Raw genomic sequence first — 15,000 nt, forward strand, 5'->3', positions numbered from 1 at the left:
GAGCCTCATGTCCATTCTTACCGGTATGCGCGCGCCTGCGCGCGCGCATCAATTGCTGCAATGAAGCGGCGCGTCACGATCCAGACTCCGCTGGGCGACGCGCTGAAGTTCCAACGCCTGATGGGGCGCGAAGCGCTCAGCCAAGCCTATGCGTTCGACATCGACCTGCTGAGCAACAGTAACTCTCTCGATCCAAAGGTGCTGCTCGGCAAGTCCGCCACGGTCACGATGCAAACCGAATCTGGCATCCGGCACCTCTGCGGGCTGGTCACCCGATTCGGTCTGGCGCAGGAAGATGCCCGCCAGTCCTTCTACAAGATGCGCCTGCGCCCCTGGCTGTGGCTCGCCACCCGGCGCAGTGACTTCCGCATCTTCCAGGACCAGACCGTTCCCGAGATCCTGGAGGCGGTCCTCGGCCGCTACGGCCATCCGCTCGAGCTGAAGCTCAGCCGCGGCTACCGGGCCTGGAACTACTGCGTCCAGTACGGCGAAGACGACTTTGCGTTTGTCTCGCGTCTGTGCGAACACGAGGGCATCTATTTCTTCTTCCGGCACGAGGCCGAGCAGCACGTGCTGGTCTTTGCCGACGACGTCGCAAGCTCGCATGGCCCCTTGCCCGGCGGCGAGACCGTGCGCTACCACCCGCACGAGAAGGCCGGCATGACCGGCGGCCTCGACCCGAGTGAGCGCATCACCGAGTGGGAGCAGGCCGACGAGATCCGTTCGGGCCATCACTACCGCGACCATTTCGACTTCGAGCACCCGCGGGCCGACCTCTCCAGCCTGCGGCAGATGCCACCTGGCCATGACCATGATGCCTACGAGCAGTACGAGTGGCCCGGCGACTACACCCGGCACGAGGACGGCGAGGTCTACGCACGCATCCGCAATGAAGAGCAGCTGAGCGAGCGCAGCCGCGCCAGAGGGCGTTCCAACCTGCGGGAGCTGGCGCCGGGCTACACGATGCGGCTGGCCCATCATCCGCGGCACGACCAGAACCAGCAATACCTGCTGCTCGGCGTGAGCTACCACCTGCGGGAGAACGTCGAAGCCAGCGAGGGCGTCGGGCGCACCGAAGGCTCGGTGCAGCACTTCGCCTTCGAGGTGCAGCCCACCAGCCTTGCGTGGCGCCCCGCCCGCGCCACACCGAAACCGCGCACGCATGGTCCGCAGACCGCGGTCGTGGTTGGCCCGGCCGGCGAGGAGATCTGGACCGATCAGTACGGCCGCGTGAAGGTGCAATTCCACTGGGACCGTGTGGGTGAGCACGACGAGCACTCCAGCTGCTGGGTGCGCGTGTCCACGGCATGGGCGGGCGCCACGTTCGGCGGCGCGGCCTTGCCCCGCATCGGCCAAGAGGTCATCGTCGACTTCCTCAACGGCGACCCCGATCACCCGATCGTCACCGGTCGCGTGCACAACGCCGACCAGATGCCCGCGTGGCAGCTGCCCGACCAGAAGCACCTCTCGGGGATTCGCAGCCGGGAGCTGGATGGCGGGCGCAGCAACCACCTGGTGCTCGATGACTCGGAGGGAAAGATCCAGGCGCAGCTCAAGAGCGATCACCAGAGCTCCAGCCTGAGCCTGGGTCATATCGCACGCATCGAAGACACGGCCGGTCGCAAGGACCTGCGCGGCCAGGGCTTCGAGCTGCGTACGGATGGGCACGGTGCCGTGCGCGCCGCCAAGGGATTGCTGGTGACGTCCGAGTCACGCCTAAACGCGCAGGCACACACCACCGACATAGGCGAGACCATCGCTCGCCTTGCGCAGGGAGGAAACCTGCATGAGGGCCTGTCCGATGCCGCCCAGCGAGCCGAGGCTCACGAATCGGGCGACCAGGACGAGGTGGCCAAAGCCCTGAAGGCACAGACCGACGCGATCAAAGGCAACGGCGGGAACAGGGAGCACGGAATCTTCCCGGAATTCCAGGATCCGCATCTCACGCTGGCCAGTCCGGTTGGCATTCAAAGCACGGCGCAGGGTTCGAGCCATGTCGTGAGCGGCGAGCACACCGCCATCACCAGTGGCGGCCACACCAGCGTGAGCGCTGGGAAGAGTTTCCTCGTGTCTGCAAAGGACGCCGTACGCCTGTTTGCCTCCAAGGCCGGCATCCGCATGACCGCCGCGAAGGATGACGTCGACATCAGAGCATTGAAGGCCAGCATCGACGTTCTCGCCAAGCTCAACATCAAGCTGGAAGCCAACCGCATCACGATCACGGCCAAGGAAGAGGTGCTGGTCAACGGCGGCTCCAGCTACACCCGGTGGAATGCGGATGGCATCGAGCACGGCACCAACGGCCTTTGGCGCGAGCACGCCGCTTCGCACAGCCTTCTCGGACCGAAGAGCCTGCCACCGTCCAATGGCTACGAGGCCAAGTGCGAACTGCAGGACAGCGGCGCAGCGGGTAGCGCGTCGGCCTCGCGCTGATGGATAGCCTGTTGCCCGTTCCCCCGGATGCCTCGCTTCTGCTGCGCAGTCTGCAAAAGGGCTTCGCCAGGTCGCGCACGCGGGCGTTGCCTGCGCAGGCATCGGTCGCCGGTCCCCTGTCGGCCTTCCTGGTGCTAGATCGCTGGCGAGACAACCCGCTCGCCGAGCATCTGCAGGAGCACCATCCGCTGTTGGCCGACGAGCGAGTCGACGTGCCCGACGAGATTTACCGCGGACGCCCCGAAGCCGCGCCCGCCCTCGTGCCCCTGCCCGAAGACTGGGCGGTCGATGCGCCGGGTGCCAGCACCCAGGCCGTCCTGCACACGGTGTCCCTCGCGCTTGCCGCGGCACGGCTGCAGAGCGAGCGCCGCATGGTGGATCAGATGTTGTGCGCCGTCGTCTTCAGTCCCGTTACACCCGCGAGCATCGCGATGCACTGGACCCGCCTGGGCTTTCAGACCTCGCCAGTTGACGGGAAAGACAAGTTGTTCCGCTACCAGGATGCGCGCGTCATGCAGCGCGCGTGGCCGTTGCTCGATGAGGAGCAGCGCGTGCAGTGGCTCGGACCAGTGACAGAGTGGTGGGCGTTGAGCCAACCCTGGCGGCCTTGGTCCTTCGCCGAAGCATTCGCTACGGGTGGAGAAATACCTGCCAGCAGTGGCGAAGATGCGTCCGAGTGGTTCGTTGCCACCCGGCCAGTGTTGTCCCGGGCTGCGGCTCGGGAACCACAGCGCGAAACCATGCGCCACCTTCTGCGTTTGGATCAATGGCACGCGACACATGGCGCAACGACGGGCACGCGGCTGTGGCTGAGCATGGCTTCGCGACGAATCCCCATCCAACGGCAGCCCGATGGAGAGACGATGACGCGACTCCTTCGCCTGGGAGCAGAACTGGGTTTGATCCAGGAATCGGATCTATCGGAATTCGTCGACGCCTCATGGCAGGCACATCACTACGATGAGCGGCTCATCCCTCGTGATTGGTCGGCGCCTCGGGATGCGGCCGTGCTGCGGCAGGCGCTTTCCCTGATGCATCCGACACCCGCAGCCTCAAGTCAGCCGGACAACAGCCGTGTTGCTTCAATTGGCTTTGCCAGTGCGCTGTATGAAGCCGAGCAAGCCCTCTCAAGCTCGCACCACCCGAAATTTCTGCGAAGAAGCTGAAGCCATGCCTTGCGCCACACCCTGTCGAAACTGCGATCGCAAGGGCCTCCCGATCCTGTTCACTCGCTATTCCGCCGCCTTCAGCGCGCAGGAGCAGGGTCTCGCTGCGCTCAAGCAGTTGCAGCCCACGGGGAATTTCCAGGCCCAGCCCGGCGGCGTGGCCTTGCGCACGGCTCTCTACGGCGTGCGCATGCTGCGGCCAGGCTACCTCTACGTGCGGATCCAGAACATGTGCAAGGCCCATCCCGAGTGGCTCGGCTACATCGTGCATCCCCACGGCTATCTGGCGCAGTTCGACGTCGGGTTTCCCGAGGCTACCAAGTCGAACCCCGCCTGCGAAATGGAAGTGCGCGGCGCCAATGCGTCCATGGTGTGGGTGGCGGACGCCAAGAACGTCACCGAACTGCATTACATGTTCCACCCGGACCCGATCGTGCCCAAGCACCTGTTCGAGCACATCGAACCCCAGCGCGACATCTACATGCAGAAATTCGACGTCGCAGGATGGCTGGGCGGCAACATGAGCCAGAAGGACACCTGCCAACCAGGCCAGCTCAACAGCCAGGTGATGGAGTTCTCGGCACTCAAGGATCCAGCCGTACAGACTGTGGGCAGCGAACAGCACTACGGGCTCATGGGCGTACACGGCGCTGAGCGCGAGTGGGGCACTTACGAGGAGGCACGCACCGGCCGGCATTTCGAAAAGGTCCGCAACGAGACGCGCCGCGCCGACGGCAGCGTGGCCGTCACCGACACGGGCCCCGTGACCGGCATGGCGGTAGGGCCCTACATCGCACGCATCACCGGACCGCTCTACAAGGACGCGCATGGTCCCCGACTGCGAAAGATGGCCGAGTTCCTGACGCAGCACAAGGGCGCCGTCGTGCGCATGCGACGACCCCATCGGCATTGCCCAGGAACTCAGCCTCCACCATCTCACTGCGGCCATGCCGTATGTGCAATGGCTCAAGGAGGTCGATTCGTCGGATCCCGGCAATGCGACCGTGACGAACGCGTGGAAGCACGCCGCCAGCGAGAGCATCAAGACGGTGCGCGGAGCCCTCTACAAGAAAGCCATGGGCATGTACGACGCCGAAACGGACCGCCTGAAGAGCGTGCACGACGTGCTAGGCCAGCGGCGCGCCTACCCCGTGAGCACGACGATGGTTCGGCAAAAGGATGGGACCTATGCCGAGATGTCCGTCGAGGCGATGCGGGCGCAGCGCCGAGAGGCGCTGGAGGGTGAGATTGCCGCGCGCGAATCGGACCGGCGGCTCATCAGCGATGCGGAATCCGAAGCCGCCCTCAAGACGACGCTTGCGCATGTCGATGAAGCCCGGCTCACGAAGTTCGACGCCGATCACATGGCGCAGATCAAGGAGCGCGACAAGTGCTTGGACAAGCTCAGCGAGGACCTGATCGCCTGGCTCCAGTGCGACGCGTTCCTGGTCAAGACACTCGGGCGATACGACCGCAAGCCCAGCGGCATCGAAACCCGCGATGGTGCCCGCTGCGCGGGCCAGTTGTGCGCCATTCTGGAAACCATGGACAGCAGCCCGCGCGGGCGCAAGTGGTATGCCGATCTCCAGTTGTTCAAGGACGACCCGAAGAACCTCGTGTGGCGCATGGCGACCCTGAACAACGAGGCGATCTCGCAGGAGTTGCTGCGCGTGCTGGACACCCTGAAGGACACGCTGCCGCCGGCCACCGAGGTGGCGGATCCGGAAACGGCCGAAGAGAGCGCGCGCCAGCAAAGGGCATGGGCCGCGATGGCGGCGGCGCTGGAGAAGATCCCGAAGACCCTCGAGGGCAGCCAGACGCTGATCAAAGAGGCCAAGAAGCTTGGCGACCGCGGATCGAGCACGCTGGCGAGAGTTCAGTCGCTACAGAAAATCGCCGAGACGGCCGCGAAGAATGTTCATTCGGTGTGGGGTATTGCGGTGGTGCGGGCGGCCCAGAAGTTGGGTGCTTCGGCGATGGAGCTGAACCTCGCCAAAGGGCAGATCGTGTTGCTCTCGCACGGCCTGGGCGACAAGGCCATTGAGTTCGTGCGCCAGGAACAGCGTGCGCTGGACAAGGAACTGCACGCCAGCGGGCAGTCGGTGAACTACAGCAACAAGCGCCATCCGGCACCGGACGGGCGCGCATGGCGACGACACTACGACCACAAGGGCGAGAAGATGCAGGCCCGGGTGGATCGGGCGTTGGCGCTTGGCGCGGACAATGCAGTGAAGAACATGCGAATTCCGTCAGTGGTGGGGGGCCTGGAGATCATGAGCCTGATCCCGACCTTCGGTCGCGCGAGCGAGCGTGGCGATGACCCGAGGGCGGGCAGCCAGAGCGCAGGGGCTCTCGCCGCCGCGATGGGAACCTGGAAGAGCTGGCGCGCCGACTACTACGAAAAGAACGTCTACGAAGCGATAAAGGCCCAAGCACCGCTGGCCGCGCGGGCAACTCTGGTGACGGCATTGGACAATGAACTGCGCATGCTGAAGATCGGCGCGGCGCATTGGGTGGCGTCTGCTGCGGTAGTAGGGGTGGTCTGGGATGCGATTGATGGTGTCACGGCGAACAAGGAAAGAAACAACCTACTCATGTGGGCTTATTTGGGTCGAGCAGGAGCTGGAACTGCAACAATCGGCTCGGCGCTTTTAGGCGCTTATAACCTCAAGAATGCGAAAGTCGTTCTTTGGTGCACACGCGTCAACCTCGTGACGGGAGCCGCTACCTTGGCGCTCAGCTATGCCATCGAGAAGATGAAGGAAAAGGAGTGGGTTGACTGGCTCAAGGCCGAACCTTTTCGGAAAACTGATAGCAAGAAAATTCCGCATAGCAGCGAGCAATTCATGCTCGAGCAGCTCGCCAATGCGATTGCAGATATGGACTGACGAACGGCAACCACATGTTTCTTTCAGAGAGTGGCTATCGACATGAGCAACGCAGCGGAGGTACAGCTCAAGCGCTGAGGTATTTTGCGGACATCAATCAATACACGCGGCTGTACGGGGTTCGTGAAGGCATAGCGCCCCCCCGGGAGAGTGAGCCAAAGCCTACGAGAAAAGAAAAGATCGAGCAGCAGAAACTTGCACGGCCTGGTCTCTATGGAATGCGCACGTTGTTCGACTTCAATGAGCACTTCATTGAGTTGAGCAACGCAGAAGAGGAAAAGCGTTCGCTTAATTTCATGCTGCTTCTGCTTTTTGGTCTCATGTTTTGCGTACCTCTATTTGGGTTGACCTTGTCGCTCCCGGATGACCCAATCTTCTCTCGTAACTGGGTCATCAACTTCGCTATTGGCGGAGCCATGCTGCTGGCCGCTTCTGCGTTGATCTATTTCCTGGTGTGGCCTCACCTGCTCGCCCCGGCTTTCTTCACCAGCCTGCGCGCACGTTACCGCTTCAACAGAACCAACCGTAAGGTCTACGCGCTACGGCCAAAGAGGTACGGCGGCAATGTGGTGCTCGACTGGGATCGCGCGCAGGCGCACGTCCGGTGGGCGCCGCCAAAATCCTGGACGGCCGAGCAACTTGTAGCGAGCGAAGCTGCGCGTGAAGAGCGTCTGCGCTCGGCGGGGCGGGACAGCAACTTGCTGCTGTACTGGCCCCCACTGGACCTCAACGACCCGGAACGCAAGGGCGAAGATGTGCTGTGGGTCGGGCCCAGCGGCAGCGGCGAATCGTTATGGCAGTACATCCGGACCTTCATGGAAGATGGAATGGACGCTGTGCCGAAACCCTCCGGGCACGAGTGGCTGCGCAAGGGCTTCAGCGGCCCCGGCGAACACCTGGAAGAAACCGTCGTGCATGGCTCGCACATACGTGACGACATCGTGGGCAAGGGAACTTCGGGTGCAACCTACAGTAACTACGCGATGAACTTTCTATGGGCGCCTCTACACAGTCTGGCCGAGAGACTGTGCTACTGGCCCACGTTTCCCGAAGAATGGAACAGCGACTGCGGGCAGCGCCGCAGAGAAAGCGGCATCGGCCCCGAAGAACCTCTGCGATGGACCAGCAAACCTTGACGCTCAGAAGTACATCGATGGATGGTCGGGCTTAAGGTGAGCTGGGTGGAGGAGATCGGACTGGACTCGGCCGAGTACGGCACCCCCTCAATGCGCTGGACCAAGGCGTCCTTGGTCTACCGCCGAACGAAGAACCTTCGCGTGGTGCAGCTCCCTGTTCGGCCACACCAAGCTCGAGAGCACAGTTCGCTGCCTCGGAATCGAGGTCGAGGACGCATCGGAGATGGCTGAGCAGACGGAAGCCTGACGGGTTCTTGGCGCCCTGCTTGATGGGTGCCAGTCGAGGGCAAAATGCGGCCAAGACCGGACCTTCGCGGCCAATCAAACGTCCATTCATGAACAGCTACGTCCTTGCTCTCGATCTTGAAGGCACCTTGATCTCAAACGCGATGAGCCAGATACCGCGGCCGGGCTTGGCTGAGTTCCTGAATCGTTGCGCTGAACTCTTTCCCCGCATCGTCATGTTCACCACTGTCAAGGAAGAACGATTCAGGAAGATCGCGCGCCTACTGGTGGAGGAGAGAATTGCGCCTTCCTGGTTTGCGGAGATGGAGTACATCGCTTGGCACGGCAAGACCAAAGACCTTCAATTTGTCCCCGGCGTACGTCCACACCAAGTGTTGCTCGTCGACGATTTTGAGAAGTACGTCCATCCGGGCCAGGAAGCACAGTGGCTGGAAATTGAACACTTCGATCATCCCTATAGTTCAGCGGATACCGGCCTCGCCAAGATGCTCAACACACTGGCGGCGCGTATTTGATCGATGATCGTTGTGCACCGGTGCGGCAAGAATCGGCCGAAGCTGTACGAAAACGCGGTGTGCTGCCGGCCATATGCACCCCGGCAGTTGTGCTGTGGTCGCCGCTCTACTGCCGAACGCAGCGCAGCCCGTGCGAGAGGCGTGTCGACGCGCTCCGAAGCCCGGTGCGCGAAAGAACCGGTTCAGCGCAGCACGTAGCCGCTCAAACGCCAACTCCCGTCGCGATCTTGACGAAAGCTCGTCATCTCGCGCACGACCCGGTTGGTTGCATTGGCGAAACGAGTTTCGTATTCGACGTTGACGTACTGCCCTGCCAAGTCGGCATCTTCATTGGCCACCGTCTGCCTGCTGATCGCAACCCAGGTGCGTTGCTGCGCGGCGCCGAGCGGCGAACGCGATTGCCCCACCTGCCGAATGAAATCGGAACGGGTCACTCGCTTCTTGGCGGCGGGTGTGGCGCCATCCCAAAGCTCGCCGACCTGGCCCTGGTCCACCATCTGGATCACCTGCAGGCCGCCGCGGACCAGGTTCGTCGGGTCCGCGTCCTGGGCCGATGCCAGCCCCATGCATCCCGCGAAGATCGCTGCGCCGAGCAGCAGCTTTTTTGTCGAGGTCACTTTCTCACTCCCGAGATCGATGGTTTGGTTGATGCCGCCGCATGGATTGCGCAGCGGCAACGCAATCGCCCGGCCGACCAATCGGCCGCGCAATGAGAACTGTAGCTCAGCGGAACGTCAGAAGTTGAGCTTCACGCCCCACCCTTGTTGTATCACCGTTAAATTGATCGGACTTCGCCCCGACGTGCGGCTACAGTCGCGCATTCACAGGATCAAGTAGATGAGAATCTCTAAATCGGGCGGGCCCTTGGCTTTCGAAGATGTGCCGCTGAACGCTCTGGGCGGGAGCATGAAGATGCTCAATAGGGTTGAAGGCCCTTTTATACAATGCTGCAACTGGACGAGGTGCCGTCGACTGCTGTTTTCGGTCCTCGTGGTTTCGATCCTGGCTGGCTGCACTTTTCATCGCCAGCCATACATCGCGTACGAGAACAAAGCTCATCCCTTGGGCGACACGAGCGTGATGGCAATCGAGTCGTCCAAGGCGCGCGGCGATACGTTGGCGCAGTTGACTCATGTGGATGGCAAAGAGCTTCCATCGCATGAGGTCGGCTACCCGGTCTGGGTGCGTGTGCTTCCCGGTGATCACGTCTTCCGCGTTCGCCATTGCACACATCGCCTGATGGGCGGATCCATCGAACAACGATGTGACCTCCGATCCGTTTCAGTGGCAAACATGCTGCCGCGTCATCTCTATGTGATCGACCGGGTGACGGCGCAAGTCAGCCATCGAGGCAAGGATCCCAAGTTCGGCATGACGCTCGGCTTGCGCGGTCTGAATCAGCAGACCTATCCTCTTTCGTTTGGACCGGGAGACCCGACCATCGATGCCGGTGAAGAGAAGCCGGTCGGGAAAGCAGCGAACTGATGGTCGCATACGCCGTGCGAGCAGCACGGCCTCGGCAACAGCGCAGGCGGGTGGACATGCGCACCGCGGAATGCCTGCGTTCGAGGTTCTGCGGCGGTCACGCGACGATGCGACACGGGGCGACCAGGATTTCGACGGGTCGGTCCTTCTGCCTCTGGCAAAGGCGGACGCAGAGCTACCGAGAGACGGTGTCTCAAACATCTACCGAGGTTGCGTGAACCAAACCCATCAACTGCTCGAGCACCGCCCCATGGTTGCGCTCCAGGTACCGGAATACCGATTTGTTGTCGACCAGCTTGGAGACATAGCCTCTGGCCAGCACAAGGTTGAGCATGTCCTCGCCAAAGGTCTGCTCGATCATCTTGTACTGGTCTTGGAGGCCGGACATCTCGCGCTCCATCCGGTCGACTTGTTCCTGACTGACGCCTCTGCCTTTGCGCAGGCGCTTCCCCTTCACCAACATTTCTGCAGCCGTCGCCATCACCAAGGCTCGCGCGTATGAGACCGTCATGCTGTTCGCGGAGATCATCAACTCGACCGCCTCGACCTGGCGCGTCGGCTTCATTTTCCGAATCGACAGCGTGATGTCCGGGGAAAATCGGCGATCTTTCAGCAGCTCGACGGCCTCGGGACAGATCCCATCCAGCAGTGTGACCTTCCTGTTGATCTGCGTGAGGTCCACGCACAGGGCCTTGGACAGGCGCGCGGCCTCCTCGCGGCTCAGCACCACCGGCAACTTCTGCGGCACATGTACGTAGCTCATCCTGTCCACCAGCTCGCCGCGATTGAGTGTGACGTCGAAGAAGAACTTCAAGCCGGTGATGGTGGCGTTGAGCGTGATCGGCGAGACGCCCCGGTCGACCAGGTGCAGCTGGAAGCGTCGCAAATCCTCCGCGGTGGCTGTGTCGGGGGAGCGTTGGAGGAAGCTCGCGAGGTAGCGCACGGCGCGGACATAGGCCGATTGCGTCTTGGGGCCGAGCTTGCGCATGCGCATGTCGTCGAGCAAGCGCTGGCGCAGCGCAGAAACAGCCGGTGTGGAAGGGATCATGATCGTGCTCCTGTCGAAGAACGAGGCCGATTGCCTCGGTTCCCAACATAGACAGGGGCGCGATATTTGTTAAATCACAGACTGTGCGGCGGGCTACCGCGCGAGCGGTTTAGTCCTCGGACTCTGAGCCGTCGTCCGATATTCTCGAAAGCGGGCACTCGTTACGCGAGGTCGTGAGCCGGTCGAAGCCAACATGGCGCGCTGTTGCCTATGTGCGCGCTTGAGATCCGTGTCACAGCAATCGTCCAGTGAGGCGGGTAGGCGTTGAGCCCTGTCGGGCGCCAAGGGGTGCCTTCAGTCTCCTTAAGCGAGCCGGTCCATCCGCCATGCAGCCGGGGTGGCGCCCGTCATTTTTCGGAATGTCCGACCAAAGTGAACCGCGTCCGCAAAGCCGGTGGCGTCAGCAATATCCTGTAGGCACCAATTGGTGTTCACCAGCAGCTCCTGGGCTCGCTCTACACGAGCCCGCAGCTGCCATTGATACGGTGCCAAACCAGTCGACGCCTTGAAGGCGCGGCTGTAATGCGACAGTGACAAACCGGCCAGTTTGGCAAGTGTTGCAAGGTCCACTCTCGCCGGCATCTTCGCCTCGAGGTAGCTCATGGCATCTTTGAGCTGAATCGCTGACAGCCCGCGCTCGCTTCCTTTGACCTCTTTGGGATGTTCAAAAAGCCTGGCTGCAATCGCTGTAGTTAGCGAGTCGCCATACAGCTGAGCGGTGGGATCAGAGTCATCAATCGCTTCTGTAAGCAACTTGATCAACGTCCACAACCGGTCATCAGAGAAGCGGAGCCGAGGAGCATCGATCGATTCCGTTGAGTCAGGCATTCCCAGACGTTCCTGGAGCGCGTCCACGTCGAAGGTGATCCCGCCGCACTTGAGATAGCAGGCATCTCCCGAATGCCCCCACAGTTCCATCTCCGCCGGCGCGAAATAGATGGGATGAGGCCTGTAAGCAATTGGATTGGGTTTGTTGGGTGCCGACCTGAGCTCAGCGCGGTGCCGCCCGACGTATTCGAGTTCAGCGCCAATTCGGGTGGAGTCTTGATTTTTTTTGAGATGAAACAAGACGCTGCCCGTGCAGTTGTATTCAGTCAGACTGACATGCATGCCATTCCAGCAACGAGTGGACAGCTTCACCATGGCCACGTTCTCAGGAAGTTCAAATTCGTTCAACATACGTATGACACTGCTTTCAACATACGCCGAGGCGCGTCTTGTTTACCTGGTTCGGCCGATAGAACGCCGAACAGTGCTCAACTAGCCACTCACTGCGTCAGAAAGAGTGGCAACTACTTCGTCAGCGATGCGCAAATCGTCTGGGCCTAGTGACGACCTGATCTTTTGTATCTTGAGATCCGACACCGCCGAAGCCTGTGGTGACCATGTTCGCATGCCATTGCGTGGCTCGGTAGACCCATAATCTGCGCATCAATGTCGCAGAACCAGGAACGCTGGTGGATATCGAAGAACTAAGAACCTTTGTAGAAGTTGCCGACGCGGGAGGCATCACAGCGGCCGCCGCCCGGCTCGGCGTCGCTAAGTCCATCGTCAGCCGACGGCTTATTCGGCTTGAGGCGGAGCTGGGCGTCCAGTTGCTCGCTCGTACAACGCGAGGCACGTCCCTCACCGAGGCTGGTGCGGCGTTTCGTGACCATGCAGCCAGGGTGTGTGCGGAGATAGATATTGCCCAAGAGACGATGCTGCCCGCCGGGGAGCTTCGCGGACGACTACGCATCGCGGCGCCGCTGTCCTTCGGTCCAACCCACTTCGCACCAGTACTCGCCGAGATGGCCAATCGTCATCCTCAGCTTCATATCCAGACCTGCTACACCGACCGGTTCGTCGACCTGGTGGCCGAAGGGTACGACTGCGCCATTCGCGTGGGCCATCTTCCGGATTCCAGCCTTGTCGCTCGCTATGTTGGACCTGTGAACGGGAGTCTGGTCGCAAGCCCTGCCTACATCAACGCGCATGGCGCACCTCAAACGCTAGACGAACTCCTCGACCACGAAGCGCTGATGCAGGGCACGGAAACCTGGCAGTTGATGGATGGAAACGAGGTCGTATCCGTTCGGCCGCAGGGCCGCTTCAAGGCTGACAACGGAATTGCTCTCGTCGCCGCGGCCGTGGCGGGATTAGGCATTGGTTACTTGCCTCTTGGACTCACACGCCCCCATCTGGCCTCCGGCGCGCTGGTGGTGATCATGCCGAAACATCCAACCAGGCCAGCAGGCGCCTACGTCGTGCGCCCGCCAGGTCAGCATCCCGCGCGGAAGATCAGGGTGCTGACGGAGATGCTGACGGACTACTTCAGGCTGTTTCCAGACTTCGACCATAAAGCCCCCGTTACCTAGCCAGCGGATAGCTATCCCTTCATGGATGCGGCCGTCGTTGCAGCAGGGATGGTGTCCGATTAAGTGGACACCCTGGAAGACTCCACGGTAGCCAGGTACGCTGACCACCTCCCACTCTGCAGGAAGGAGAGCATCTCTTCACTCGGGCTAGCATGGCGCTGTCAACGAACTAACGCGCGCTGCTTCAAGGGTGCGTTCGCCGGACGCTTACGCTCTATTGCTGTCCAAGATGATTGAGAATCTCGCCGTCTGTCGCGTGACAAAGCCGTTCGTCACCACGAAGGTGTCGGTTCCGAATTCGACGCTTGAAGCCGCAGATTCACATGCCCATTCCACATACGCCAAGTCTTGGTGAATCACGGCGAGATCGGTCCTCCATATAGCGTCGGGGAGATCATTGATCAACGTCGCATAGAAATGCGCGATCTCTTTTGGGCCACGGTACGTGGCGCCATTGATGATCGCCACGGCGGCCTTCGCGTAGTGGGACGAGATCTTAGCGGGGTTCTGCTCACGGAGCGCAGCCTCGTGGCTCGCAAGAACTTCTTCGGTCGTCAGCACCAAGCGACTCCTTGCCCGCGGCTGGCAGATCGAATGTGCCCGTCCCGCAGGTGCGTGCGCCGATCAAGCAACGGAGATCACCACTTTTCCGTGGAATGGCTTGCCGTCGACTTCACGGCGCTCGAGGACCGTGTGCGCCTGCGGAATCTGGTCGAGCGAGAAGGTCGCCCCGATGATCGGGCGGATGCGGCCGCTCTCCAGCAGCGTCTTGAGCGCGAGCAGTTTGCCCCGATTCTGGCGAGTGAAAACAAAGTGGTATTCGGCGTTCACGCCCCATGCCGCGACAAGGTTTTGGGGTGTGGCCAGGTCGACGATCGACACGACACGGCCCGCATCGCTGAGCACATGAGGCGACTGGCTCAAAGTCGTCCCGCCGATCGTGTCGAACACCACGTTCACGCCCTTCTTCCCCGTCAGGTTGGCGATCTCCTGGACGTAGTCCTGGCTGGTGAAGTCGATGGCGTGGTCTGCACCCAGCTCGCGAACGAACGCCAGATCTCCGGTCTTGCAAGTCGTGAACACAGTTGCGCCCATCGCCTTGGCGAGTTGAATCGCGATGGAGCCAACACCGCCGGCTCCGCCATGGATCAACACAGATTCGGCCGGCTGCAATCTGGCTCGCGTGACAAGGGCCTCCCAGGCCGTCCCTCCGACGAGGGTTGTGGAGGCCGCTTCTTCGTGCGTCAAGTTGGCAGGCTTTCGGGTCACCAGCGCCTCAGCCACGACGTTGTACTGAGCGTAGGAGCCTCCTTTCGGACCAAAGATCTGCGGCGTGTAGAACACCTCGTCCCCCACGGCGAAGTCGGCGGCGCCAGGTCCCACCTTTTCCACGACGCCGGAGACGTCGTGGCCGATGACGGCGGGAAGGGGGACATATGCCGGATAGTCGCCCCGGCGGATTTGGTAGTCGAGCGGGTTGATGGCTGTGGCGAGCACACGCACCAACAATTCGCCTGCCCCGACTTCAGGAACTGCCACCTCCTGCAGCTCGAAGCTGTCAGGCCCGCCAAACTTCTTCAGAACGATCGCTTTCATATCAGTATCCTTTCAGTGTCTCGGTAAGGAACAGGAACATGCGGCCCGCGAAGAGCGCTCACGACGTGCCGCGATGTGCTTCATACGATGTGGCACATCGGCACGGCAAGCGACTCAGCGGTCCGGGCTT

The 15,000-nt window shown here is 61.7% G+C and carries 12 protein-coding genes and 2 pseudogenes; 9 read left to right on the forward strand and 5 right to left on the reverse strand.

Annotated features, from left to right (window positions below):
* Positions 1 to 60: 60 nt before the first annotated feature.
* The 7 genes and pseudogenes from QFZ42_RS22130 to QFZ42_RS22160 all read left to right on the forward strand — a co-directional run bounded on the left by QFZ42_RS22130 (position 61) and on the right by QFZ42_RS22160 (position 8,384).
* Complete coding sequence (locus tag QFZ42_RS22130; RefSeq protein WP_307703031.1) at positions 61 to 2,433, forward strand: type VI secretion system Vgr family protein; 2,373 nt, start codon at positions 61 to 63, stop codon at positions 2,431 to 2,433.
* Entirely contained in the window at positions 2,433 to 3,599 is a 1,167-nt protein-coding gene (locus QFZ42_RS22135; RefSeq protein ID WP_307703032.1) for a DUF4123 domain-containing protein, read from the forward strand. Before QFZ42_RS22130 ends, QFZ42_RS22135 begins: the two co-directional genes overlap by 1 nt.
* Before the next feature lie 4 nt (positions 3,600 to 3,603).
* Positions 3,604 to 4,371, forward strand: a pseudogene (locus tag QFZ42_RS22140) (T6SS effector BTH_I2691 family protein); the annotation flags it as partial.
* A 175-nt stretch (positions 4,372 to 4,546) separates the two neighbouring features.
* Positions 4,547 to 6,487, forward strand: a complete 1,941-nt coding sequence (locus tag QFZ42_RS22145) for a T6SS effector BTH_I2691 family protein (protein WP_307703033.1) — start codon at positions 4,547 to 4,549, stop codon at positions 6,485 to 6,487.
* A gap of 14 nt (positions 6,488 to 6,501) precedes the next feature.
* Complete coding sequence (locus QFZ42_RS22150) at positions 6,502 to 7,623, forward strand: MFS transporter (RefSeq protein ID WP_307703034.1); 1,122 nt, start codon at positions 6,502 to 6,504, stop codon at positions 7,621 to 7,623.
* Positions 7,624 to 7,665: 42 nt separating this feature from the next.
* Positions 7,666 to 7,870 (forward strand): annotated as a pseudogene (locus QFZ42_RS22155) (integrase); the annotation flags it as partial.
* An 88-nt stretch (positions 7,871 to 7,958) separates the two neighbouring features.
* Complete coding sequence (locus QFZ42_RS22160) at positions 7,959 to 8,384, forward strand: NIF family HAD-type phosphatase (protein WP_307703035.1); 426 nt, start codon at positions 7,959 to 7,961, stop codon at positions 8,382 to 8,384.
* 182 nt (positions 8,385 to 8,566) lie between these two features.
* Here QFZ42_RS22160 and QFZ42_RS22165 read toward each other — a convergent pair whose 3' ends face one another.
* Positions 8,567 to 9,094, reverse strand: coding sequence for a DUF4019 domain-containing protein (locus tag QFZ42_RS22165; protein WP_307703036.1), 528 nt, complete (start codon positions 9,092 to 9,094; stop codon positions 8,567 to 8,569).
* 127 nt (positions 9,095 to 9,221) lie between these two features.
* On the opposite strand from QFZ42_RS22165, the gene QFZ42_RS22170 reads away from it, so the two are divergent.
* Positions 9,222 to 9,869 carry a hypothetical protein gene (locus QFZ42_RS22170; protein ID WP_307703037.1) on the forward strand — a complete coding sequence of 216 codons (648 nt, stop codon included), beginning with the start codon at positions 9,222 to 9,224 and terminating at the stop codon, positions 9,867 to 9,869.
* A 193-nt stretch (positions 9,870 to 10,062) separates the two neighbouring features.
* Here the strand turns inward: QFZ42_RS22170 and QFZ42_RS22175 are convergent, their stop codons facing one another.
* Together QFZ42_RS22175 and QFZ42_RS22180 are read right to left on the reverse strand one after the other, a co-directional pair.
* On the reverse strand, positions 10,063 to 10,917 hold the full coding sequence (locus QFZ42_RS22175; protein WP_307703038.1) for a plasmid partitioning protein RepB C-terminal domain-containing protein: 855 nt from the start codon (positions 10,915 to 10,917) through the stop codon (positions 10,063 to 10,065).
* Positions 10,918 to 11,220: 303 nt separating this feature from the next.
* Entirely contained in the window at positions 11,221 to 12,096 is an 876-nt protein-coding gene (locus QFZ42_RS22180) for an AraC family transcriptional regulator (protein ID WP_307703039.1), read from the reverse strand.
* A gap of 278 nt (positions 12,097 to 12,374) precedes the next feature.
* Between QFZ42_RS22180 and QFZ42_RS22185 the strand changes: the two genes are divergently transcribed.
* The gene (locus QFZ42_RS22185; protein WP_307703040.1) at positions 12,375 to 13,274 is read left to right on the forward strand and encodes a LysR family transcriptional regulator; all 900 of its coding nucleotides are present in this window, start codon (positions 12,375 to 12,377) and stop codon (positions 13,272 to 13,274) included.
* A 207-nt stretch (positions 13,275 to 13,481) separates the two neighbouring features.
* Here QFZ42_RS22185 and QFZ42_RS22190 read toward each other — a convergent pair whose 3' ends face one another.
* Together QFZ42_RS22190 and QFZ42_RS22195 are read right to left on the reverse strand one after the other, a co-directional pair.
* Entirely contained in the window at positions 13,482 to 13,835 is a 354-nt protein-coding gene (locus tag QFZ42_RS22190) for a nuclear transport factor 2 family protein (RefSeq protein ID WP_307703041.1), read from the reverse strand.
* Between the two features lie 63 nt (positions 13,836 to 13,898).
* The gene (locus QFZ42_RS22195; RefSeq protein WP_307703042.1) at positions 13,899 to 14,870 is read right to left on the reverse strand and encodes a zinc-dependent alcohol dehydrogenase family protein; all 972 of its coding nucleotides are present in this window, start codon (positions 14,868 to 14,870) and stop codon (positions 13,899 to 13,901) included.
* Positions 14,871 to 15,000: the final 130 nt, after the last annotated feature.

The sequence above is a fragment of the Variovorax paradoxus genome (assembly GCF_030815855.1).
GTDB lineage: Bacteria > Pseudomonadota > Gammaproteobacteria > Burkholderiales > Burkholderiaceae_C > Variovorax > Variovorax paradoxus_M.

Coding starts and splice junctions, on each gene's coding strand:
- QFZ42_RS22130 (WP_307703031.1), top strand. CDS start 61: ATGAAGCGGCGCGTCACGATCCAGACTCCGCTGGGCGACGCGCTGAAG.
- QFZ42_RS22135 (WP_307703032.1), top strand. CDS start 2,433: ATGGATAGCCTGTTGCCCGTTCCCCCGGATGCCTCGCTTCTGCTGCGC.
- QFZ42_RS22145 (WP_307703033.1), top strand. CDS start 4,547: ATGCCGTATGTGCAATGGCTCAAGGAGGTCGATTCGTCGGATCCCGGC.
- QFZ42_RS22150 (WP_307703034.1), top strand. CDS start 6,502: ATGTTTCTTTCAGAGAGTGGCTATCGACATGAGCAACGCAGCGGAGGT.
- QFZ42_RS22160 (WP_307703035.1), top strand. CDS start 7,959: ATGAACAGCTACGTCCTTGCTCTCGATCTTGAAGGCACCTTGATCTCA.
- QFZ42_RS22170 (WP_307703037.1), top strand. CDS start 9,222: ATGAGAATCTCTAAATCGGGCGGGCCCTTGGCTTTCGAAGATGTGCCG.
- QFZ42_RS22175 (WP_307703038.1), bottom strand. CDS start 10,917: ATGATCCCTTCCACACCGGCTGTTTCTGCGCTGCGCCAGCGCTTGCTC.
- QFZ42_RS22180 (WP_307703039.1), bottom strand. CDS start 12,096: ATGTTGAACGAATTTGAACTTCCTGAGAACGTGGCCATGGTGAAGCTG.
- QFZ42_RS22195 (WP_307703042.1), bottom strand. CDS start 14,870: ATGAAAGCGATCGTTCTGAAGAAGTTTGGCGGGCCTGACAGCTTCGAG.